Origin of the sequence: Paracidovorax valerianellae (assembly GCF_900102625.1) — a bacterium.
GTDB classification, from domain to species: Bacteria; Pseudomonadota; Gammaproteobacteria; order Burkholderiales; family Burkholderiaceae_C; genus Paracidovorax; species Paracidovorax valerianellae.
In genome coordinates this window covers 259855-282460 of record NZ_FMZC01000005.1, presented here as the reverse complement: position 1 = coordinate 282460, position 22606 = coordinate 259855, and the positions used below count along the sequence as shown (strand labels likewise).

11 protein-coding genes are annotated in these 22606 nt (G+C 62.1%); 10 read left to right on the top strand and 1 reads right to left on the bottom strand.

Features of this window, described 5'->3' with window-relative positions:
• Window positions 1-101: 101 nt before the first annotated feature.
• From BLT03_RS11130 to BLT03_RS11095, 9 genes are all read left to right on the top strand, one after another.
• On the top strand, window positions 102-1658 hold the full coding sequence (locus BLT03_RS11130; protein ID WP_092743539.1) for an amidase: 1557 nt from the start codon (window positions 102-104) through the stop codon (window positions 1656-1658).
• A 19-nt stretch (window positions 1659-1677) separates the two neighbouring features.
• Window positions 1678-2838: an NAD(P)/FAD-dependent oxidoreductase gene (locus BLT03_RS11125; RefSeq protein WP_092743537.1), complete on the top strand. Its 1161-nt coding sequence runs from the start codon at window positions 1678-1680 to the stop codon at window positions 2836-2838.
• Window positions 2839-2994: 156 nt separating this feature from the next.
• Window positions 2995-5673, top strand: a complete 2679-nt coding sequence (locus BLT03_RS11120) for an excinuclease ABC subunit UvrA (protein ID WP_092743535.1) — start codon at window positions 2995-2997, stop codon at window positions 5671-5673.
• Between the two features lie 122 nt (window positions 5674-5795).
• Window positions 5796-6314 (top strand): sigma-70 family RNA polymerase sigma factor, encoded by a 519-nt coding sequence (locus BLT03_RS11115; protein WP_092743533.1) that lies wholly within the window; start codon window positions 5796-5798, stop codon window positions 6312-6314.
• A 1-nt stretch (window position 6315) separates the two neighbouring features.
• A complete protein-coding gene (locus BLT03_RS11110; protein ID WP_092743531.1) occupies window positions 6316-7347 on the top strand; it encodes a FecR family protein in 1032 nt (343 codons plus the stop codon).
• Window positions 7348-7452: 105 nt separating this feature from the next.
• Window positions 7453-9948, top strand: a complete 2496-nt coding sequence (locus tag BLT03_RS11105) for a TonB-dependent receptor (RefSeq protein ID WP_092743529.1) — start codon at window positions 7453-7455, stop codon at window positions 9946-9948.
• The gene (locus BLT03_RS24455) at window positions 9948-10253 is read left to right on the top strand and encodes a hypothetical protein (RefSeq protein ID WP_175537720.1); all 306 of its coding nucleotides are present in this window, start codon (window positions 9948-9950) and stop codon (window positions 10251-10253) included. The genes BLT03_RS11105 and BLT03_RS24455 overlap by 1 nt, the downstream gene beginning before the upstream one ends.
• A gap of 17 nt (window positions 10254-10270) precedes the next feature.
• Entirely contained in the window at window positions 10271-11791 is a 1521-nt protein-coding gene (locus tag BLT03_RS11100; RefSeq protein WP_245711327.1) for a PepSY-associated TM helix domain-containing protein, read from the top strand.
• A 121-nt stretch (window positions 11792-11912) separates the two neighbouring features.
• Window positions 11913-12668, top strand: coding sequence for a hypothetical protein (locus BLT03_RS11095; RefSeq protein ID WP_092743525.1), 756 nt, complete (start codon window positions 11913-11915; stop codon window positions 12666-12668).
• 33 nt (window positions 12669-12701) lie between these two features.
• On the opposite strand, the gene BLT03_RS11090 is transcribed toward BLT03_RS11095, so the two are convergent.
• Window positions 12702-13892 carry an amylo-alpha-1,6-glucosidase gene (locus tag BLT03_RS11090; protein ID WP_092743605.1) on the bottom strand — a complete coding sequence of 397 codons (1191 nt, stop codon included), beginning with the start codon at window positions 13890-13892 and terminating at the stop codon, window positions 12702-12704.
• Between the two features lie 1193 nt (window positions 13893-15085).
• On the opposite strand from BLT03_RS11090, the gene BLT03_RS11085 reads away from it, so the two are divergent.
• Complete coding sequence (locus BLT03_RS11085) at window positions 15086-22606, top strand: non-ribosomal peptide synthetase (RefSeq protein WP_092743523.1); 7521 nt, start codon at window positions 15086-15088, stop codon at window positions 22604-22606.

Genomic DNA, 22606 nt, shown 5'->3' with positions numbered 1-22606 from the left:
CCATCCACGGGCTGGCGCTCCGCGGTCTCCCATGCGTTGGCGGTTGATGCCAACGCAACAGAACCCGAGAGCGCTTGCCATCGAACAGGAGACAAGCACTCATGAGCACCAGCAGCCCTTTGGTCGAGCTGACCGCCAACGAACTGCGCCATCGCATCGGCACCCGCGAGGTATCGCCCGTAGAGCTGTTGGAAGCCTGCATCGACCGCATCGAGGCGGTGAATCCGTCCATCAACGCCATCACCGCCACCTGTTACGACCGCGCACGGGCCGAGGCCAAAGTGGCTGAGCAGGCCGTGGTGCGCGGCGAGCCGCTGGGCCTGCTGCACGGCCTGCCGCTGGGCGTGAAAGACCTGGAGGCCACGGCCGGGCTGCTGACCACCTACGGATCGGAAATCTACCGCGACCACATACCTGCGCAAGACAACGTGCTAGTGGCGCGCCTGCGGGCTGCGGGCGCCATCGTGACCGGCAAGACCAATATTCCCGAGATGGGCGCTGGCGCCAATTCACGCAACACGGTGTGGGGGGCCACGGGCAACCCTTTCAACCCCAACCTGAATGCGGGTGGGTCGTCGGGAGGGTCGGCGGCAGCGCTGGCTTGCGACATGCTGCCCGTGTGTACAGGTTCCGACACAGGTGGCTCTCTGCGCATCCCGGCGTCCATCTGCGGGGTGGTGGGTTTTCGGCCATCACCCGGCGTGGTGCCCAGTTCGCGCAAGCTGCTGGGCTGGACGCCTATTTCGGTCGTGGGTCCGATGGGCCGCACCGTGGAAGAAGCCTGCTTGCAATTGGCCGCCACGGCCGGCATGTCGGCCGGCGACCCCTTGAGCTATCCGCTGGATCCCACCAGCTTCCTGCTACCGGAGACCGTGGAACTGGGCCGACTGCGCGTCGCCACTACGGAGGACTTCGGTGCCTGCGCAGTGGACAACGGCATCCGCTCCGTGTTCCAGAAAAAGGTGCAGGCCATGAAGCATCTGTTCGGGGCCTGCGATGCCATCGACATCGACCTTGGTGATGTACACCGCTGTTTCGACGTGCTGCGCGCCGAGGCTTTCGTGGCCGGCATGCGTGAAGCCTATGAGCGCGATCCCGCCAGCCTGGGGCCCAACACCCGCGCCAACTACGAGATGGGTGCCGCCATGTCGCTGCTGGACAGCGCCTGGGCCCAGGCCGAGCAAACGCGGATCCTCGCCCGATTCCAGAAGTTGTTCGAGCAGTACGACGTGATCCTGTCGCCCACCACGCCCGTGTCGCCCTTTGCGTGGACACAGCTATTTGCAAGCCACATCAATGGCGAGCCGCAGGCCAACTATTACCGCTGGCTGGCACCGACCTATGTGACCACGCTCACGACCCATCCTTCACTGAGCCTGCCGTGCGGGCTGGACGACGTGGGCATGCCCTTCGGTTTGCAGATCGTGGGAGGCTTTCGCGCCGACCGCCACACGCTCGGCGTAGGCCATGCGATGGAAAAGGCCTTCAAGGGCATTGCCGGGTTGGAGCGCCCCCGACCGGATCTGGCAAAGTTGGCGGCGACACGCGCCGAACCAGCGCTGACCTCCATCGTGACGGGTGCACCAGACCCGCGCGATGCCCGCAGCCTTCCTCGCGAAGACCGCGCGGGCTCGTCAGCGCAGGTATCGGCCGTATAAGGTCAGGAGATTCAAAACCATGCAAGCAGTGGATTACGTCGTCATCGGCGCAGGCATCGCGGGTGCCTCGTTGGCTTGGCAACTGGTAAATGGCGAGGGTGATCAAACCCGACGCGCCAGCGTGATGCTGCTGGAGCGCGAATCGCAGCCCGGCTACCACACCACCGGCCGCTCGGCAGCGCTGTACATGGCCACGTACGGAACGCCCAACATCCAGGCGCTCACCCGGGCAAGTCGTGCCTTCTACGACGCCCCTCCGCCGGAGTTCGGAACCGATCCCATCCTGTCTCCACGCGGCGTGGTCTACGTGGCTGGCCCCGATCAACTCGATCTGCTGAAAAAAGCATACGAGGAAGCCCGTGCCGCTTCGCCCAATGTGGAATGGGTCGAGAAAGCCGCGTTGCTGGCGCAATTACCTTGCCTGAAATCCGACGCCGTGGCTGCGGGCATGAGCGAGCCCGAGGCTGCCGACATCGACGTGCATGCACTGCACCAGGGTTACCTGCGCGGTTTGCGGCAGCGCGGCGGCCAGGTGTTGATCCATGCTGATGTCACGGCCCTGCAGCGCGAAGGCGATGTGTGGCAGGTCACGCTGGCAGACGGCCGGCAATTGCAGGCGACCACCATCGTGAACGCAGCAGGCGCCTGGGCCGACGTCGTAGCGGGTTTGGCGGGCGTGCCTCCCATCGGGCTGGAGCCGCGCAGGCGCACTGCTTTCACCTTCCCGGTGCCTGCAGGTTGGGATGCCACCCACTGGCCAGCCGTGATCGGCATCGACGAAAGCTTCTACTTCAAACCCGACGCTGGCCAGCTGCTGGGCTCTCCTGCCAACGCCGACCCAACCCACCCGCACGACGTCGTGCCCGAAGAACTGGACGTGGCCACCGGCATCTATCACATCGAGGAAATGACGACCTTCCAGATTCGCCGCCCTTCCCACATCTGGGCAGGGTTGCGCTCCTTTGCGCCGGATGGCGACATGGTCATCGGCTGGGATGCGCATGTGCCCGGCTTTTTCTGGCTGGCGGGGCAGGGCGGTTATGGCATTCAGAGTGCCGCTGGGGCATCGCTGCTGGCAGCGCAATTGCTGCGTGGCGAGCCACTGGCCGATGAACTGGCGCGGGAGGGCCTGGTGCTGGAGGGGCTGTCGCCCGCACGGTTCTCTCTCGGCGATGGATAGGCCCCAGCGGCGCTGCGGCAAAGGGAAGGCCGCTGCCGGGCCAAGTCGGAAGCAGTGGCACTGGCGGGTAGCGCGGGGGCTGCAAAAAATAGCGCTTGTCCCACCTTTTTCCTGGCGATGGCAGGCGAAGGTACGCCATCACCACCAGCTTCCACCATGCCCAGCACACCAAAGAGCGCTGCCCCTTACGAAGGGTTCATCCGCGTGCGCGGTGCCCGCGAACACAACCTGAAAAATGTGGATGTCGAGATACCGCGCAACGCCATCGTGGTGTTCACCGGTGTCTCGGGCTCCGGCAAGTCGTCATTGGCTTTCGGCACCATCTATGCGGAAGCGCAGCGGAGGTACTTCGAATCGGTAGCGCCCTATGCCCGGAGGTTGATTGATCAGGTGGGCGTGCCCCAGGTCGACGCCATCGAGGGCTTGCCGCCAGCCGTGGCGCTGCAACAGCAACGCGGCACCCCCACCGCCCGGTCTTCCTTAGGCAGCGTCACCACCCTCTCCAGCCTGGTTCGCATGCTGTATTCCCGTGCAGGGGTGTATCCGCCGGACCAGCCCATGCTGTATGCCGAAGACTTTTCGCCCAACACGCCACAAGGCGCCTGCACGCACTGCCACGGACTGGGGCGTGTCTATGAGGTGACCGAGGCGTCGATGGTGCCCGACGATTCGCTCACGCTGCGCGAACGGGCTGTCGCAGCCTGGCCGAGTGCGTGGCAGGGGCAGAACCTGCGCGACATCCTCACGACGCTGGGACATGACATCGACGTGCCTTGGCGCGACCTGCCACGCAAGACACGGGAGTGGATCCTTTTCACTGAGGAGCAGCCGACGGTACCCGTGTACCCAGGTTCCACCATGGAGGAGGTGCGCCGAGCCAGGCGTTCAGGCCAGCAACCGAGCTACATGGGCACGTTCACCGGCGCCCGCCGCTATGTGATGCAGACCTTTGCGACGAGCCAGAGCGCCATGATGAAACGCAAGGTGTCCCGGTTCATGGTGGGAGCGCCCTGTCCGATCTGCCATGGCAAGCGCTTGAAACCTGAAGCACTGTCCGTCACGTTTTGCGGGCTGGACATCGGCGACTTCACGCATCTGCCACTGGCTGCGCTGGCAGATGTGCTCGACCCCGTGGCGAAAGGCTCGCCCGGCGAAAAGGGCGCGGGCAGGGCACTGTTCAAGGCGGCTCGCTCGCGTGCGGCCGAGCAACGAAAGGTCGATGGAGCATCTAGCCACGCAGCCGCACCCGACATTCGCCGCACGCCCAATCAGTCCGTCGAAAAACAACTGGCCGCGCAACGCATCGCGCAAGAGTTGCTGGGCCGCATTCGGGCATTGACGGATTTGGGTCTGGGGTATCTCTCCCTGGACCGGGCCACACCGACCTTGTCGCCGGGCGAGTTGCAGCGATTGCGCCTGGCCACGCAATTGGCGTCGCAACTCTTCGGGGTCGTCTATGTGCTGGACGAGCCTTCTGCAGGGTTGCACCCGGCCGATAACGCCTCGCTCCTGGCCGCCCTGGAACGCCTGAAGTTAGCTGGCAATTCGATCTTCGTGGTGGAGCATGACATCGCCACCATGCGCTGCGCCGATTGGCTGGTGGACGTCGGGCCGGACGCTGGAGAGCGCGGCGGCCAGGTGCTTTACAGCGGCCCACCCGACGGCCTTGCGGCCGTGCCAGCGTCTAAGACACGCCGGTATCTTTTCGATGCGGATTCGCGCCCTCGGCGTGCACAGCGTGCTCCGCAGGCTTGGCTGACGCTGGAGGAGGTGCATCGCCACAATTTGCGTGGGGTGGACGCGGCCTTTCCCGTCGGTTGCCTTACGGCAGTGACCGGTGTATCGGGCTCCGGCAAGTCGAGCTTGGTCAGCCAGGCCCTCATCGAGCTGGTCAGTGCCCATCTCGGCCAGTCCGTGCTTCCTGCGGATGACGACATCGAAGCCGAGGGGCCGCCCGGCAGCGCCGCCAGCGATGACGATCCAGGTGCGGCGGGAGCCTCGGACGATGCGGGTCCCACCACTGGCAGGTTGGGTGGGGCGACCGATCTGGTGCGCCGGCTGGTGCGTGTGGATCAAAAACCCATCGGCCGCACGCCCCGATCCAACCTCGCCACATACACGGGGTTGTTCGATGCGGTTCGCAAGTTGTTCGCTGCCACGCCTGCAGCGCGCAAGAAGCGCTACGACGTAGGTCGCTTTTCATTCAATGTCGCCAAAGGGCGGTGCCCTACCTGCGAAGGCGAAGGCTTCGTCAGTGTGGAGTTGCTGTTTCTGCCCAGCGTTTATTCCCCGTGCCCGACGTGCCACGGAACGCGCTACAACCCGCAGACGCTGGCTGTCACCTGGAACGGCCTGACGATTGCTGACGTGCTGGAACTCACGGTGGATGCAGCGTGCGAGGCGTTTGCCAACGAGCCCGCCGTATCGCGATCGCTGAATGTCTTGCGGGATATCGGCCTGGGCTATTTGCGCCTCGGGCAGCCAGCGACCGAGTTATCGGGCGGGGAAGCACAGCGCATCAAGCTTGCTACGGAACTGCAGCGCGTGCAGCGTGGGCACACGCTCTATGTACTCGATGAACCCACCACTGGGCTGCACCCGGCCGATGTCGATCGGCTTGTGCACCAGCTGGATGCGCTGGTTCAGTCGGGCAATACGGTGGTCGTGGTGGAACACGACATGCATTTCGTCGCATCCAGCGACTGGGTGATCGATATGGGCCCGGGGGCAGGGGCACAAGGAGGCCGCATCGTTGCAAGTGGCACCCCACATGACGTGGCAGCTTGCGCAGACTCGCGCACTGCAGCGTATTTGCGTGCCGCGCTGGACGGTTAAAACCAGGTGGTTCAGATCATGGCGATGCATGCGCCTGCTGGGTCAGCGTTGTAGCGATGTGCTAGCATGAGAATAGTTCTCATATGCAATAGTAGGTCCGCGACGCTGGACTGGAGGTAGCGATGTCAGTCGTGGACACGGCGGTGCAACTGCAGATGCATGCGCTGTATTGCGAACATCACGGATGGTTGTTTGGCTGGCTGCGGCGTCGGCTGGGTTGCGGCCACCATGCCGCCGATGTGGCGCAGGACACGTTTGTGCGAATCTTGGGCTCGCGTGATGCGCTGCTGGCGATGCGAGAGCCCAGGGCTTATCTGGTCACCACCGCCAAGCGCCTGTTGATCGACGAGACGCGGCGCCAGTCGATCGAAAAAGCCTACCTGGAAGCCTTGACGGCGGAAGCGACGTCCCACCAAGTTGCGCCATCGGCCGAGGAGGTGGCACAGACCGTTCAAGCCCTCATGCAGATCGAAGCCGCGCTCGACGGCCTTTCGGCCAAGGCGCGGCAGGCCTTTCTGCTGTGCTACCTGGAGGGCCACACGCATGCGGTGGCCGCAGGCGAACTGGGGGTGTCCACCAAGATGGTGCAGAAGTACCTGGTTCAGGCCCTGGCGTACTGTCATCGCTCTGTTCAAGGCTGATATGCGACCGTTGGATGTGGCCGACGACATTGCCGAGCAGGCTGCCTCGTGGATCGTTTTGCTCGACAGCGAAGACGAGGCGGAGCGAATTCAGGCCCGGCAAGGCTTTGCCGCCTGGAAGGCACAGAGCCCGCAACATGCCGAGGCCGCGACCCGCCTGCAGGCTTTCATCGGACAGGTGCAACAGGTGCGCGGCACCGGTTTCGAAGGGGCTCGTGCAGCCCACGCAGCGCTGGATACGGCACCACCCGGTGCGCGGCAAGGGCGATCGCACCGTGCAGTGGCCCGCGCGGCCACGGTGCTCGCGGCGGTGCTGGTGCTGGCCGTTCCGTCCTGGCACGCCATGCACAGCCATCCACCGGCCAATCTGCTGGCAGACCTGCGCAGCAGCAGTGGGGAATGGAACACCCACGCCCTGGCCGATGGTTCGAAGGTGACGCTCAGTGGCGTGAGCGCGATCAATTGGCACATGGACGACGGCCAGCGCGTGGTGGAATTGGTTCGCGGAAGCATCCTTGTGGACGTGGCGAAAGATGCGGCACGCCCCTTCTATGTACAAACCCCTGTCGGCCGGGTTCGTGCAATGGGCACGCGATTCACAGTGACCTATGGCGACGATGGCATGACGCTGGAAATGCTGGAGTCCCGTGTCGCTTTGCAGACGCCTGACCAATGGAAGGCCAATTCCCGTGGTGCCCTGGTCGTGCAGGCGGGCCAGCGCGTGCACGTGGGTTCGGAAGGTGTGGGGGCGGTAGAGGCCATGAACCCGAGCGGCGTGGAGGAGGGGTGGCGGCAGCACCAGTTGCTGGTGGACGATAGGCCACTGCCCGAGGTGCTGGACCAACTGGCCCGCCACCATGCAGGACCGCTGTATTTCGATCGCACGGCGCTTGCGCACCTTCGGGTCTCTGGCGTGCTGCCGCTGGACGACACTGCGCGGGCTTTGCAGTTGCTGCAGCAGAACTTTCCCCAGCTGCGCATGCGCTCTTTGGCGTCGCGCTGGGTCTGGCTCGACCTGCAACCGGCGTCCTGAGCCCGGGCACACGTTTTTTTCTTGTAAAAAAATCGGGTGGAGGGTTCCACTTTTCCGTTCTGGTTCGTCAATGCCAATGAACTCAACGGATAAGGACCTTTTCCCATGCGCGATGCAAAGCGTTTCAGGCCGCGTGGCTTTTTCTCGCCTTTGGCTGTTTCTCTGTCCCTGGCAGTAACGGCCTCCGCAACGGTTGCGCAAACCCGGGCGGACGCCACAGTCAGCCCCCGCAGTTTCAGCATCCCTGCCGGACCGCTGGCCCCAGCGCTCAGTCGGTTTGCGCAAGAGATGGGCGTGGCTCTGGTGATCGACGCCAGCCGCGTTGCAGGTCTCAAAACCCAGGGCCTCAATGGTCACTATGGCGTCGATGAAGGCTTTGCCCAGCTCCTCCAGGGGACCGGCTATGCCATTCAAAAGACGAATGCGGGCTACTTGCTTGCTCCCACCAAACCGGCCGTTGCGGCGGCTCGCAATGTGCCCGAGACCTTGGCGACGCCCGCCGGAAGCGCGTTGGCGTCCTCGCCCACCGCATCTGTAGCCGATACCCCAGTTGCCTCCGCGTCCATGGCCGAAGCTGAAACGATGGAAACGGTGATTGTTCAGGCCTCGCGATCCAACATCGAGGCAGAGAAGGCGCCGCAGACGGTGCAGATCATTGGCAAGGCCGACATCGAGCGGCAACTGGCGCTGTCGACCAATTCATCGGATGTCCTGAGCAATCTGATCCCTTCCTATACCCCGAGCCGGGGAAAGATGAACGGTAGCGGCGAGACGCTGCGCGGGCGCACACCCTTGATCCTGATCGATGGCGTCCCCCAGTCCAACCCTATCCGACCAACGGGGCGAGAAGCCCATACGATCGATTTTTCGATGGTCGAGCGCATCGAAGTGGTGCAGGGAGCCAATGCCGTCAATGGCCTGGGCGCCACTGGGGGCACGATCAATCTGATCACCAAGCGGCCCGAGAACGGCGCATTCAACCAGCATGTGGATGTGCAGGCCACGATGCCGACCTCGAACATCGGTAGCGATGTGATGGGCTACAAGACCACCTACCGCGCCAGCGGACGCCAGGACCGGCTGGACTATCTGTTCGCCATCGCCGCCGAGGACCAGGGGCTGTACCGCGATGCGAAGGGCCGCTCCATTGGAGCAGACAACACGCAGGGCGATCTGATGGATTCGCGCAGCTACGACCTGCTGGGCAAGATCGGCTATTGGCTGGACGACAACCAGCGCGTGCAGTTCTCGCTGAACAGGTACCGGATCAAGTCCGAGGCCAACTACATCGCCGTGGCTGGCAACCGCACTCTCGGCACCCCCACCACATCGCTGCGTGGCACACCCGAAGGGACACCGCCGTGGAACGATGTCTGGACGTCCAGCGTCAGCTACAACCACTACGATCTGGCGGGCATGGAGCTTTCTGCCATGGCCTTCCACCAGGACTTCGAAGGGCTGTTCGGCGCTGACAACTCCGCGACGTTTCAGGACGCTGCCATCGCGCCCGTGGGCACGCTGTACGACCAGTCGCGCGCTGTCTCGAAGAAATTCGGCAGCAAGGTCACACTGACCAAAGCGGACCTGTTGGATCACCGGCTCAAGTTCACGACCGGCTTCGATACGCTCGTGGACAAAGGCAAACAGGACCTGTACGGAACGGGCCGCACTTATGTGCCCGAATCGGAGTACCGAAATCTGTCGCTGTTCCTGCAGGGCGAGTACAAGCCCATCGACCGATGGACGTTGCATGGCGGTGTGCGCAAGGAGTATGCCGAATTGAGCATCGACTCTTACCGGACCCTGGCGCGCTACAACCGCGTGGCAGTGCAGGGGGGAACGCTGGACTTCAACCAAACGCTCTACAACGCAGGCGTGGTGTTCGAGCCGACGAAGGACTGGAACTTGTTCGCCAGCTACTCCGAGGGATTCGGAATGCCCGACGTGGGCCGCGTTCTGCGCGCCATCAATACGCCTGGCCAGAATGTGGACGATATGCAGAGCCTGGGACCCATCGTCACCAAAAGCGTGGAGTTGGGCGCGCGCTTCAAGCGCGGTGCCTGGGAGGCCGAGGCAAGCTACTTCCGCTCGAACTCCGACTATGGCAGCCGGGTGATTCGCGTGAACGATGCCTTCATGCTGGCACGCGAGAAGAACCGCATCGAAGGTGTGGAGGGCAGCCTGGGCTACCGCTTCAATCGGGCCCACAAAGGCAAGCTTTCGTATGCGCGCACCAAGGGCCGCTACGACAGCGACGACAACGGCAGTCTGGACGCCAAGCTCGACGGCCTGAATGTTGCCCCCGACCGCCTTCTGGCGTCGTGGACGGCCCAATGGGACGACCGCCTGTCTTCGTTCGTGCAGGTGCAGCATGCCTTCAGCAAAACCTTCGACGATCCGGCCAAGCGCTTCACCGGTTACACGTTGGTGGATGCCAGTCTGAACTACAAGCTCAACAAGGGAACGCTGCGGCTGGCTGTGGCCAACCTTTTCAATCGCGACTACATCACCTACTACTCACAGAGCGCGCTGGTCGAGCCGTTGCGCTATTTCGCAGGACGTGGCCGCACGCTGACGGTGGGCTACTCCATCGACTTCTGATGGCAAAGGCCTTGGCACAGCGGGTCGTGTTGGTGGCGATAGTGCGCGCAATCGTCGCCGTCGCGGGCGGCTACGCGGCCACTGCGCTGGGTGTGATGGGACTGGCGGCGTGCCTTTCCCGCTGGGGCATGGTCCGGTCGGACGCTGTCGTAGTCGCTGCCATGCTGGGGTTTCCGGCCTACCTCGCGGTACTGATGTGGGCCTTGGCATGTACCAGCCTCCGCAGGCTGGCAGCGGGCCTTGGCATCTGGACAGTTGCCTTCGCATTGCTCGCGTGGTTGGCCGGTGCGGGGCCATCAGTGTGAGTCGTTATCGAAAGCGCATGAGCGGCGTGCACACCTGGGTCGGCATTGTCCTCAGCGCCCTGTTGCTCGTCATTTTCTGGATGGGTACGCTCAGCGTGTTCGATCGCGAACTGGACCGTTGGATGATGCCCGCTACCCGGCTTTCTCCGCCCCAAGTTCCGCCGCGGCTCGACGCGATACTGCCGCTTGTGCAGGCGAGAGTGCCCCAAGGCGCACGCCAGTGGAGGGTTGATTGGCCGACGGTGCGCACGCCTGTGCTGCGCCTGTCTTGGCAGACCCGTGATGGTCAGCGCGAGCAAATCCATTTGAACCCCTCCACGCTGGAAGTACTGCCGGACGCGGGCACCTGGGGCGCCACCGGTTTCTTCTTTCCTTTCCATTACGGACTGCACATCGACTGGAAGGATATCGGGAAATGGCTGGTCGGCATGGCCGGCATGGGCATGCTTGTGCTGCTGGTCAGTGGGGTCTTCATCCATCGCAAGCTTCTCGCCGACTTCTTCACATTCCGCCCTGGAAAACGACTGCCGCGCAGCAGCCTGGACTTGCACAACCTGACCGGCGTGACTGGCCTCGTGTTTCACTTCGCCATTACGTTGTCGGGGCTGATCATTTTCTGGGCGACGTATTTTCCGCAGGCGCACTACGGTGTCTACGGTGCAGGGGCAAAAGCCCGGGCAACGGTGCAGGCCGAAGGCTATGGCCGCTACAGCCCTAAGTCCGCCGGTGCAAAAGTGGCGGGAGTCTCCCTGTCCACGGCGTCGCTCGATGCCATGGCCGAAGATGCCCGACGGATCTGGGGCAATGGCGCCGAGCCCTATTTCATACGCGTCTGGAGGCCCGGCACGAGCGACAGCTACGTGGAATTGCGTCGCTCTTATGCGCGTGAGGTATCGATGAATCTCGATCAGCTCTACTTCGACGCCGCAACGGGCCAGTGGCTTCACCAGTTCGAAGCCACTCCTGCGATGGCCGTACAGCGCTTCTTCTCGGGCATGCATTTCGTGCAGTTCGACCACTGGCTTTTGCGCTGGCTGTATTTCGGGCTCGGGCTGTCTGGCTGCGTGATGATCGCCACCGGCATGGTCCATTGGCTGGCCGCACGCCGGGCTGGTGCTTCTGCCGTGCATTGGCGATGGATGGAGGCACTGTGTGTTGCCAGCATGCCTGGTTTGATCGTTGCCACCTTGGCCTATCTGGCGGCCAACCGGCTGATACCGCCAAGCGCCCAATGGGAAGGGTTGGATCGGGGTGCTCTGGAAGTCGCAGCCTTTTTCGTAGTATGGGCAATGGGGTTCGTGCACGCACTCGCCCGCGGCGTGCGTGCTTGGCGCGAGCAAGCCTGGACCGTCGCACTGCTGGGTTCGCTGTGCGTTGCACTCAATGCGTGGACCACGGGGGCTTATGGCGCTGCCATAGCGCAAACGCCTGCAGCGGTATGGGGCGTAGACCTCGGTCTGCTGGCGGTGGCGGTAATGGGAGGCTATGCTGGTCGGAGGCTATCAGCCAGAGCGATGTATCCCAGGCCACAGTCTTGAATCGGGATGCAGAGCCTTTGCTACTTTTCTGACGTTGAGGCAACGTAGTCCAGTGAGGCGAAGAGGGCCAACGTCTCGGGATTACGACCCGCCGCGCATGCAATGAAGAGAACCCAATACGATGACCCTGGAAACCTTTCACCACGACGCCGCTGTTCAAAATTTGCGTGTATTGGCTGCCAGTGACGCATTGAAGGAGCGGGTCACGGAACTGTTCATTGCCAGCCTCGGAACAGGGACGCGACGGGCCATGACGCCCATCATGGCTTACTACTCGGCAAGCCAGCTACCGAACCATCCATGGGAGGCGTTCGATTTCGCGGCCCACCAGCGTCGCTACTACGACGAAGCTTCTGTTCCCTGTGCTATTTGCGGCATTCCCAAAAGTCATTCCGACAGCAGAGATGCCCAGATTGCGGACTTTGCCAGGGCGGGGCGCTGTTCGATGACACCCTCTTTTAGCCATCAGATCGATCTGGAAGACGTGGGAAACATCGACCTGGCGTATCACGCCGAGCATGCCGAAGTCTTGTGGGCACTGCTCAGATTCGTCGAATCAGTGCCGGTGGATGTCTCATCCTCCGAGTTGGAAAAGCGGCTTTCCGCTGCAAAGCTGATGCCCAAAAGCAATCTTGCGGCCCGGCTCTGGTGCCTGCGAATTCTTTCGGAACTGGGCGTTGTCACCAACGCCAGTGTTCCGGATTATTCGGGTGCTTTTCAGTTCTACAGTTTTCTGCAACGTATCGAGAAAGAGAACGAAGCTTTTGCGCACCTGCCCCATCGCGCCGATCCCGTTTGGCCACTCTCTGCTGGACGGGGCAGCCCGGCGGTGAACTGGGCGCTGGCACACCGGATCTTTCCACAGTTGAGCCGTTAGGCTGACTGGCAGTGCGTCTTCCGGTTCATCGCTTTACCAAGCCGTTCCCTGACCCTGCAGCGCGCGACGTGCCAGGAGGAAGGTCGCTGCATTCCAACTCTGTCCTGCCATGCCCGCCGGTGCCAATGTGCGGCCATGGAACCACTCGGTGAATCGCCAGTCGTCGAGCGCGTTGATGCGTGCAAGCTTCACCAGCTCCCCCCAGCCTTCGCCCTGCAGGCCCAGCTTTGCAAGTGCCATCACCCAGAACCCCCCCACAAAGGGCCAGATTCCTCCGTTGTGATACTGGTGGACCAGATTCTGCTGGTGCCTGCCCATATAGGCCCGCCACAGGTCGTGCTGCTCCGACAGAGGATGCAGCACCACCCGCACCGGGTAGGGATCTTCAGCATGCGCGGCTCCGATGACATTGGCAATGCTGTGCGCCATGGCTTCGTCGGCCACGCCGCACTGAATGGCCAGGAGGTTGCCGAATACGTCGCCTTCGTCGCCGACCACCGCCAGGTTCACGAAGCTCAGATACAAGCCGATATCCCGGCGCCCGCGGCGCGCGTAATGCTGTAGCAGGCGAGCGCGGTGGTATTCGTGCAAGTCGCGTTGGAAAGGGTTGAAGAGATGGTTGAAGTGGTGGTGCGTTTCGTCTGAATGGCACAGCGCAAATCGGCGCTTCACATCGAACCATAGTGCGTTGGTGTACAGCACATAGCCCGACCTCGGCATGATGTCCGCCCAGTCGCTTGCCTCGTTTTGCTGTAGCAGGCGAAAGTGCTGGTGTTCCTGCGCTAGCAGCCACTGGAGAGCGCGCTCGACGCTGTCAGCCCAGCGGTCCGCTCCCACATCGCCATGCCTTCGCACATGGTCCACGGCGATCAGCCACCACAGCGTCGCATCGATGCAGCCCAGGTACCAGAAGTCGGCGTCTTGCCCTTCCGGATCCACGTATTTTGGAATCTGCCCGTTGGTCGCCTGCTGTGCTGCCAGCGCGTCCAAGCTGGCCACGGCGCCTTCTTCGAGCGCCGGAACTCCACTGCCGCACATGGCCATGACGCAAATGGCGGCATCGCGTCCAAAAATCCGTGTGTAGCGCCGTGCCACCGCGGCTGGAGTGCGGCTTGCGGCCAGGATGCCGTGCTCTGTGAGATTGGTTTCCAGCAGCGCAAGCGATGCCTCTGAACAGGTATCGATCAGGGTCAGTGAGGAGGAATCAATGGTGTGGTCGGTCATGGCCATCCAGCACGGGGGCTACTTGTTGAAATGGCGAGGTCATCAGGCTAGCGCTACGACGCGCTCGTGGCTACCCCAGGCTTTTACCTGATGCTTACAGGACACGTCGGAGGGGAGTTGGCGACGGAGCATGAGATGCCAGCAGCGCTAATCATGACTTAACGAGGCCTTGATCGATGCCCCTTGTTAGCAGCAGATGGATATTTCAAAGAAATCCATTTAATAGCCATTAGAGAAAATGAGATATGCGAAGAATATTTTCTGTTGCGAAGCATAAAAAAATCTTGTGATTAATTTTTACATGCATAAATAATTTTCTGAATTTCAATAAACGAAAATTTCTCAAAATTCCCCACCATGCATAAGCCATTGAGCTAATTGAGAAAATTGAAATAGAGCTCCTTGTCGGTAACATTTTGTCAAGTAAGATTTTGACGCGTGAAGCTGCTGCCTCGATGTCTTTTTGCTATTGGCAATGAATATTTTATGGGTTTAAAAAAATTAAATTATTTCGAAAATGAATAATAAGGGTAAACCCTTGGTTGATAACTTTAGTTCCCTACTAAAATTTTAAACATAAATGCATTAAGGCGATAAAGCCTAGATGGCAAAAAAGGGAGGATTGATGCTGAAATGCGAACAGGTGCGCTCAATGTGGTCATTGAGCGGTATGGTTATTTGTCATTCGTCGCGCACGCCAGTTGGCTGTCTCAATGGGCGGCAGTGCTTTCGTGCTCGCGCACCATTGGCTTCTCGCAGGGGTGGCGTAAAGCGTCCGCCCTGATCCCATCGAAGGGTGGGCGCCTTTGGTCTTGAACAGGTCCATATTTCCCCCGCTTTTTCTTTGTCGCCATCGCTTTCGCGAATGCGCTTGCGTTCCGCCTCTTGCTGAGGGGGTGTCATCTTCGTTTCATTGAAGTGATGCCATGCCTGACAACGATGGGCGAGACGCCGCTCGGTGTTCAGCGCATTGGTTTCTCAGCGGCCATCGGATGGGTCCATTGGGTTCACCCGCGACTGGTTCGTGCTGAATGTCCTGATTGGCGAAAGACGAATGCAAGCGCCTAACAACCGGCCGCTAAAGCGCCGGTGAAGTGGTCCGGACATCAAGTCCGACCGCCCCTCCAGAAATCCGTACTGCCTTGAATGGGCAGCGTCGGGGCTGGCTGCGTCCATACGACAGGGAGAATTGCATGAATACGCTCGATCAGTTTGGTGGCTTCGCCCCTTTATTGGCAGGACAGATGGCGATGTGGCTGGGCGTGCAATTCGCCTCGCCTGACACCAACTTCAATCTGGCCGAGGCCATCGACATCGATGGCGCAGTGGACCCTGCACTGTTCGCTGAAGCTGTGCGCCGAGTGACCGCGGAGGTGGAAGTCACGCGCCTGAATTTCGTCGATGCGGGACAGGGGCCGAAACAGGTTTTGGCGCCAGTGTTCACTGGCGACTTGCCTTTTCTCGATTTCAGTGGCACTGCTGATCCGCAAGGAGAGGCCCAGGCGTGGATGCATGCGGATTTCAGCCGCACGATTGATCTGGCGACAGGGCAGTTGTGGCTCTGCGCACTGATCCGCGTCTTGCCCGGACAGCATATTTGCTACCAGCGAAGCCATCACATCTTGCTGGACGGCTTCGGCGGTGGCTTGGTCGCGCGGCGCATCGCTGTACTTTATACGGCGCTGGCACAACGAGGTGACATCCCGTCCGCTTCACGCCTCGCACCGCTGGCCCAGTTGGCAGAGGAAGAACACGCCTATCGCGAGTCAGGCCGGTTTCCAAGGGATCGCCAATATTGGCGGGACCGTTTTGCCGACGTACCGGAACCTCTTACCCTCGCGTCGCGCCAATCGGTTAACAAGGGCGGTCTTTTGCGGCAGACCGTGCATCTGCCGGCGGCCAGCGTGCAGGCACTGCAGTCCGTTGCCCAAGCCTGGGGAAGCACGCTGCCTCAGATGCTCATCGCTGCTACGGCGGCCTATCTGTATCGCTCGACAGGGGTCGAAGACATGGTGATCGGCATCCCCGTGACTGCGCGCCACAACGATCGCATGAGACAAGTCCCCGCGATGGTGGCAAATGCGTTGCCGCTGCGCCTCGCGATGCGCCCGGACTTGCCTTTTCCCGAACTGGTTCGCGAGGTAGGGCGCCAGATGCGCCAGATTCTTCGCCATCAGTGCTATCGCTACGAGACATTGCGCAGCGATCTGAATCTGCTGCTGAACCATCGCCAGTTGTTCACCACGGTCGTGAATGTCGAGCCTTTCGACTACGACTTCCGTTTTGCCGGGCATGCCGCCAAGCCCCGCAATCTGTCCAACGGCACGGCCGAGGACCTGGGCATCTTTCTGTACGAGCGCGGCAACGGCCAAGACCTGCAGATCGACTTCGATGCCAACCCAGCGCTATATACCGCTCAGACGTTGGCAGACCATCAACAAAGGCTGCTGACCTTGATCGCCGCGGTGATTCGGCAGCCTGATCAGTCGGTGGGTCGGATCGAACTGCTGGCTGAACAGCAGCGCTGGCAGGTCCTGTCGGAATGGAACGACACCCGTCATGCGGTGCCAGACCGACACTTGGCAGAAAGTATCGAAGCCGGGCTGCTGGCAGAGCCGCAGGGGATCGCACTGCGTTACGAGGGACAGGTGTTGAGCCGTGGGGAACTCGACCGGAGAGCGAACCGGCTGGCGCACTTGCTGCGGGCGCGCGGCGCTGGACCTGAACGCGTCGTGGCTTTGGCACTGCCGCGGTCGCTGGACCTGATGGTGGCCCTGTTGGCCATTCTGAAGACCGGGGCGGCCTATTTGCCGGTAGACCCAGACTTCCCGCCAGACCGGATCGCTTTCATGCTTGGCGATGCGCAACCGGTGTGCCTGATCACGACTCAGGCGCTGGCACCGTCCCTGCCGACCGCCTTGTTCTTGGTCATCCTGGACGGTTTCGAAACCCTTTCACAGTTGGCACAGTTTGCAGAAACCCGGCCGCAGCCGCTATCCGAACTCCATACGGCCCAGCCGGCATATGTGATCTACACATCCGGGTCGACGGGCAATCCTAAGGGGGTTGCTGTCTCGCACCACGCCATCGTGAATCGGCTGCGGTGGATGCAGGACCGATACGGCCTGCAGACGGATGACCGGGTACTGCAAAAAACCCCCTCCAGCTTCGACGTGTCGGTGTGGGAATTTTTCTGGCCGTTGATCGACGGAGCCACATTGGTTCTGGCCAAACCCGGCGGCCACAAGGACGCGGCATACCTCGCTGAACTGATAGTCAGCGAAGGCATTACCACCCTGCATTTCGTACCTTCGATGCTCGAGGTTTTCCTGCTGGAGCCTTCGGTCTCCGGCTGCGCCAGCCTGAGGCGCGTGATCTGCAGCGGGGAAGCGTTGTCTTCCGCCTTGCAGCGCAAGTTTCAGCAGCAACTGGGCTGCGAACTTCACAACCTGTATGGCCCGACCGAGGCGGCCGTCGATGTCACCGCTTGGGAATGCATGCGCGCGTTTCCCACGGACCCGGTGACTGAGGGAGTACCCATCGGTTACCCGATCTGGAACACTCAGATGCTGGTGCTGGACAGCGGCCTGCAGCCGATACCGATGGGTGTGACGGGCGAGCTGTACATCGCAGGCACAGGCTTGGCCCGGGGCTATCTGGGCCGTCCAGTGCTGAGCGCTGAGCGCTTCGTAGCCAACCCGCATGGTGAGCCGGGCAGCCGCATGTACCGCACGGGGGACTTGGCCCGCTGGCGTGCAGATGGAAGCCTGGACTTCCTGGGGAGAGCGGACCACCAGGTCAAGATTCGCGGCCTTCGCATCGAGCCGGGAGAGATCGAGTCGGCGCTTTTGCAGCATCCGCAAGTGGCACAAGCGGCAGTGATCGCGCGCGAAGACGTGGCGGGAGACAAGCGCTTGGTGGCGTATGTAGTGCCGGCCGGGCTGGACGAACTCGTTGCTGGCGAGTTGCGCAGCCATCTGGCGCTATCGCTCCCGGACTACATGGTGCCTTCGGCCTTCGTGCCCTTACCTGCGCTGCCACTGGGGCCGAGCGGCAAGCTGGACCGCAAGGCGTTGCCTGCGCCAGAGGTGCAAAGCGCTGCTTCTTACGCAGCGCCTCGTACGCCCACCGAGCAAAAGCTGGCGGACTTGTGGGCCGAAACCCTGCACCTTCCCCGGGTCGGCATCCATGACAATTTCTTCGAACTGGGCGGGCACTCGCTCATGATCGTGCAGCTGGTTTCGATGATCCGCCAGCAGTTCATGATCGATCTGCCGTTGGATACGCTGTTCCAGGTGTCCACCATTGCAGGGTTGGCAGAACGGTTGGATCAAGAGTCCGTCGATCGACCTCGCATGGCTCCCATGGCGCGTCCGGCACGGATTCCCTTGTCATCAGCACAGCGCCGCCTGTGGCTCATGAATCAGCTCGACGGGCACAACCCTGCTTACAACATGCCCCTGGCATTGCGCCTGTCCGGGTTGCTTGACCGCGCAGCGTTGCATGCAGCCTTGGCTGATCTGGTGCATCGCCACGAGAGCCTGCGCACGGTCTACCCCCACGAAGGCGGTCTGCCCTACCAGCAAATTCTGGACGGCGCCGAGGCGCAACCGACAGTGATCGAGACCGATGCCAGCGAAGACGATCTTGCTGTGCTGCTGCACGCAGCCGCTGGCCACGCCTTCGACCTGTGTCTTGCCATGCCTCTGCGGGTATCGCTTTTCCGATTGACCGATGACGAGCATGTGCTGCTCTTGCTGACCCACCACATTGCAGGCGATGGCGCTTCGCTGCTGCCGCTGGCCCGCGACCTGAGCGTGGCCTACGGCGCGCGTGGTGGTGGCGTGGCGCCAAGCTGGGAACCGCTGCCGCTGCAATACGCAGACTACGCGCTTTGGCAGGCGGCACTCCTCGGCAGCGAAGACGATCCCCACAGTCTGGCCGGCCGCCAGCGTGCCTTTTGGCAGGACGCTCTGCGTGATCTGCCCGAGCAGATGACCTTGCCGGTGGACCGCCCCCGTCCGCTGGTGCCAAGCCATCGGGGCGATGTCGTGCTCGTGCATATTCCGGCCAATGTTCATGCGCGCATGCTTCACTTGGCCCGCGACGGACAGGCCAGCGTATTCATGGTGTTGCAAGCGGCATTGGCAGGCTTGTTGAGCCGATTGGGTGCCGGTCACGATATCGTGATTGGAAGTCCGGTCGCGGGGCGCAGCGACCATGCGCTGGACGGGTTGATCGGCTGCTTCGTGAACACCCTTGTGCTGCGCACCGACACGTCGGGCGAGCCTGGACTGCGTGAACTCCTGTCGCGCGTGCGCACCACGAATCTGGCGGCTTACGCGAATCAGGACTTTCCTTACGACCGTTTGGTGGAGTTGCTGCGGCCGGGTCGCTCACGGGCCAATCTTCCACTGTTCCAAGTCATGCTCGGCTTCCAGAACAGCAGCAGGCTTTCATTCAGCTTGCCAGGTCTTTCGATCACTCCGCAGCCGGTGGACATCGACACCGCGAAATTCGACCTGTCCTTCATCCTTACCGAGCAGCGCACCAATGAAGGCTTGCCGGGCGGGATTGAGGGCGGCATTCAATACAGCACCGATCTGTTCGATCGCGCGACGGTGGAATCGCTTGCAGCACGCTTGGTGCGCTGGTTGGAGCAAGCCTGCGATGCCCCTGACGAAGTACTGGGCCGCCTCGACATTCTGCAGGAGCAAGAGCGAAGCCGCCTGCTGCAGGACTGGAGCGGCTCGGTGCACCCCGTGGCTGTTCAGAGCATCGCGACGATGGTGGAAGGCCATGCCAGGAAGAGCCCTCAGGCGCCCGCACTGATCCTGGAAGGCTCCACCGTCAGCTATGGGGAGCTCGACGCACGGGCCAATCGACTGGCGCACCTGCTTCAAGGGCGAGGCGTTGTTCCGGGCGCTATCGTCGCAACGGTTTTGCCGCGCTCCCTCGACCTGATCGTTGCCCATCTGGCCATCGTGAAGGCGGGCGCAGCGTATTTACCGCTCGATCCCAATCACCTCGCGGGACGCAGCGCTCTCATATTTGAAGAGGCCGCAGCGGCAGCTGTTCTGACCCATGCTTCGATGCTTCCACGGCTGAGCGGAATTCCCCATTGCCTGGTGCTGGACAGCGACCTGATCGTCGCTGCCTTGGCGATCCAATCCGACAGCCCGCTGGTGAAACTCGGTGGAGCGCAACGGTCGAGCCCACATCCCCAGGAGGCGGCTTATCTCATCTACACCTCTGGCTCTACCGGTATTCCCAAAGGGGTCGTGGTGCCGCACGCGGGCTTGAACAGTTTGGCGATGGCCATGGCGGAAAGGATGTCCATCACTTCGGATTCACGGGTGCTGCAGTTTTCTTCCAGCGGTTTCGATGCTTCCGTGATGGACCAGCTGATGGCGTTTTACGCTGGAGCTGCTCTGATGGTGCCTGGGCCCGCTCCATGGCTGGGACAGGATTTGGCAGATGGGCTTGTCCGCCACTCGATCAGCCATGCACTGATTCCTCCTGCTGCGCTTTCCACGGTACCGCCCGGCGATTTCCCGGCCCTTAAAACACTGGTGGTGGGCGGTGATGTCTGTGCACCAGCGCTTGCGGCGCGATGGGCGGCAGGCCGCCGCATGATCAATGCCTATGGACCCACGGAGATCACGATCTGTGCCAGCTTGAGCGAGCCGATGCAGCCCGATGCTGCTCCGTCGATCGGACACCCGATCCTCAACACGCGCATGTACGTGCTGGACGACGGTCTTCAGCCGGTACCGATGGGTGTGACGGGCGAGCTGTACATCGCAGGCACAGGCTTGGCCCGGGGCTATCTGGGCCGTCCAGTGCTGAGCGCGGAGCGCTTCGTGGCCAACCCGCATGGTGAGCCGGGCAGCCGCATGTACCGCACGGGGGACCTGGCCCGCTGGCGTGCAGACGGAAGCCTGGACTTCCTGGGGAGAGCGGACCACCAGGTCAAGATTCGCGGCCTTCGCATCGAGCCGGGAGAGATCGAGTCGGTGCTTTTGCAACATCCGCAAGTGGCACAAGCGGCAGTGATCGCGCGCGAAGACGTGGGGGGAGACAAGCGCCTAGTGGCGTATGTGGTCTTTGCCGGTCCAGACGAGATCGCTACCGGCGAGTTGCGCACTCACCTGGCGCTGTCGCTGCCAGACTACATGGTGCCTTCGGCCGTCGTGGTTTTGCCCACGATGCCGCTCAGTTCAAGCGGCAAGCTCGATCGGCAGGCGCTGCCGATTCCTTCGGCGCAACACGCGCAGGGCGATCAACCTTATGCAGCACCGCGCAATTCCACCGAAGCGGCGCTGGCCACGCTGTGGGCCGAAATTCTGAACGTGCCGCAGGTCGGCATCCACGACAACTTCTTCGAAATAGGTGGCCATTCGCTGATGGCGATTCAGCTCGGCATGCGGATCAGGGAAAAGATTCACCCGGAGTTCCCCCATGCCGAGGTCTACAACCGCCCGTCGATCGCGCAACTGGCAGGCTGGATCGATAAAGAGGGTCATACCGCCGAGGCGCTGGATCTATCGCGCGAAATCGATCTGCCAGAACACATCCGCGGTTCTGCAGCGGTTCCCAGTTTGGCGCCAACGCGGGTGTTTCTCACCGGAGCCAGCGGCTTCGTAGGCAGCCATTTGCTGGCTGCGTTGTTGCGAGACACTTCCGCCAGCGTGGTGTGCCATGTGCGCGCCGCCGACGGCGCGCAGGGGCGACAGCGCCTGCAACGCGCCATGGCTGACCGCCAACTGGGCCAGGCGTGGGACGACAAGCGCATTCAGGTGGTTACCGGCGATCTGGGGTCCGAGCAACTCGGGCTGGATGACAGCGCGGTGCGCCTGGTTCGCGATGGTTGCGATGCCATCTACCACTGCGCGGCGCAGGTGGATTTCTTGCACCCTTATGCAAGTCTCAAGGGACCAAACGTCGACAGCCTGGTCACGCTGCTCGAATGGACCGTGCAAGGACGTGCCAAAAGCCTGCATTACGTCTCGACGCTGGCCGTGATCGGGCAGAACGAAGAGGGCGGCACGGTCACGGAACGTTCGGAGCTGGCTTCCTGGAGCGGCCTGGTGGACGGATACAGCCAGAGCAAATGGGTCGCCGACGGGATCGCCCGGCAAGCGCAGGCCCGGGGGCTACCCGTAGCGATCTACCGGCTGGGAGCCGTTACAGGAGACCACGACCACGCCATCTGCAATGCTGCCGACCTGATCTGGCGGGTGGCCCATCTGTACGCAGATCTGCAGGCGATTCCCGACATGGACCTGCCCCTCAACATGACGCCGGTTGACGATGTCGCACGCGCCATTCTGGGTCTGGCGGGGCAGGCTTCTTCGTGGGGGCAGGTGTTCCATTTGATGAGCCCTGCACCTTTGCGCGTACGCGACATTCCGCCCGTTTTCGAGCGGTTGGGCCTGCGTCTCGAATCGGTGGAACTGGAGCATTGGCTGCGCCGCGCGCACGGGCGCCTGGCTGAAGGGCAGGATCGCGACTTGGCCGCCGTGCTGGCCATCCTGGACCGCTACGACGCCTCAGCCAAGCCCCCCAAAGTCTCTGGCGTGGCCACCCATGCGCAACTGGAAGCCATCGGTGCTGCGATCCGGCCGGTGGATCGCGATCTGTTGCACCGTTACTTCGTCGATCTGGGCATCGACACCAAGGCACGCCGTGCCTTGGAACCCAGCATTTCATAA

Excerpts from the sequence above, each read along its gene's own strand:
- BLT03_RS11130 (WP_092743539.1), top strand. The coding sequence starts at position 102 with ATGAGCACCAGCAGCCCTTTGGTCGAGCTGACCGCCAACGAACTGCGC.
- BLT03_RS11125 (WP_092743537.1), top strand. The coding sequence starts at position 1,678 with ATGCAAGCAGTGGATTACGTCGTCATCGGCGCAGGCATCGCGGGTGCC.
- BLT03_RS11120 (WP_092743535.1), top strand. The coding sequence starts at position 2,995 with ATGCCCAGCACACCAAAGAGCGCTGCCCCTTACGAAGGGTTCATCCGC.
- BLT03_RS11115 (WP_092743533.1), top strand. The coding sequence starts at position 5,796 with ATGTCAGTCGTGGACACGGCGGTGCAACTGCAGATGCATGCGCTGTAT.
- BLT03_RS11110 (WP_092743531.1), top strand. The coding sequence starts at position 6,316 with ATGCGACCGTTGGATGTGGCCGACGACATTGCCGAGCAGGCTGCCTCG.
- BLT03_RS11105 (WP_092743529.1), top strand. The coding sequence starts at position 7,453 with ATGCGCGATGCAAAGCGTTTCAGGCCGCGTGGCTTTTTCTCGCCTTTG.
- BLT03_RS24455 (WP_175537720.1), top strand. The coding sequence starts at position 9,948 with ATGGCAAAGGCCTTGGCACAGCGGGTCGTGTTGGTGGCGATAGTGCGC.
- BLT03_RS11100 (WP_245711327.1), top strand. The coding sequence starts at position 10,271 with ATGAGCGGCGTGCACACCTGGGTCGGCATTGTCCTCAGCGCCCTGTTG.
- BLT03_RS11095 (WP_092743525.1), top strand. The coding sequence starts at position 11,913 with ATGACCCTGGAAACCTTTCACCACGACGCCGCTGTTCAAAATTTGCGT.
- BLT03_RS11090 (WP_092743605.1), bottom strand. The coding sequence starts at position 13,892 with ATGACCGACCACACCATTGATTCCTCCTCACTGACCCTGATCGATACC.
- BLT03_RS11085 (WP_092743523.1), top strand. The coding sequence starts at position 15,086 with ATGAATACGCTCGATCAGTTTGGTGGCTTCGCCCCTTTATTGGCAGGA.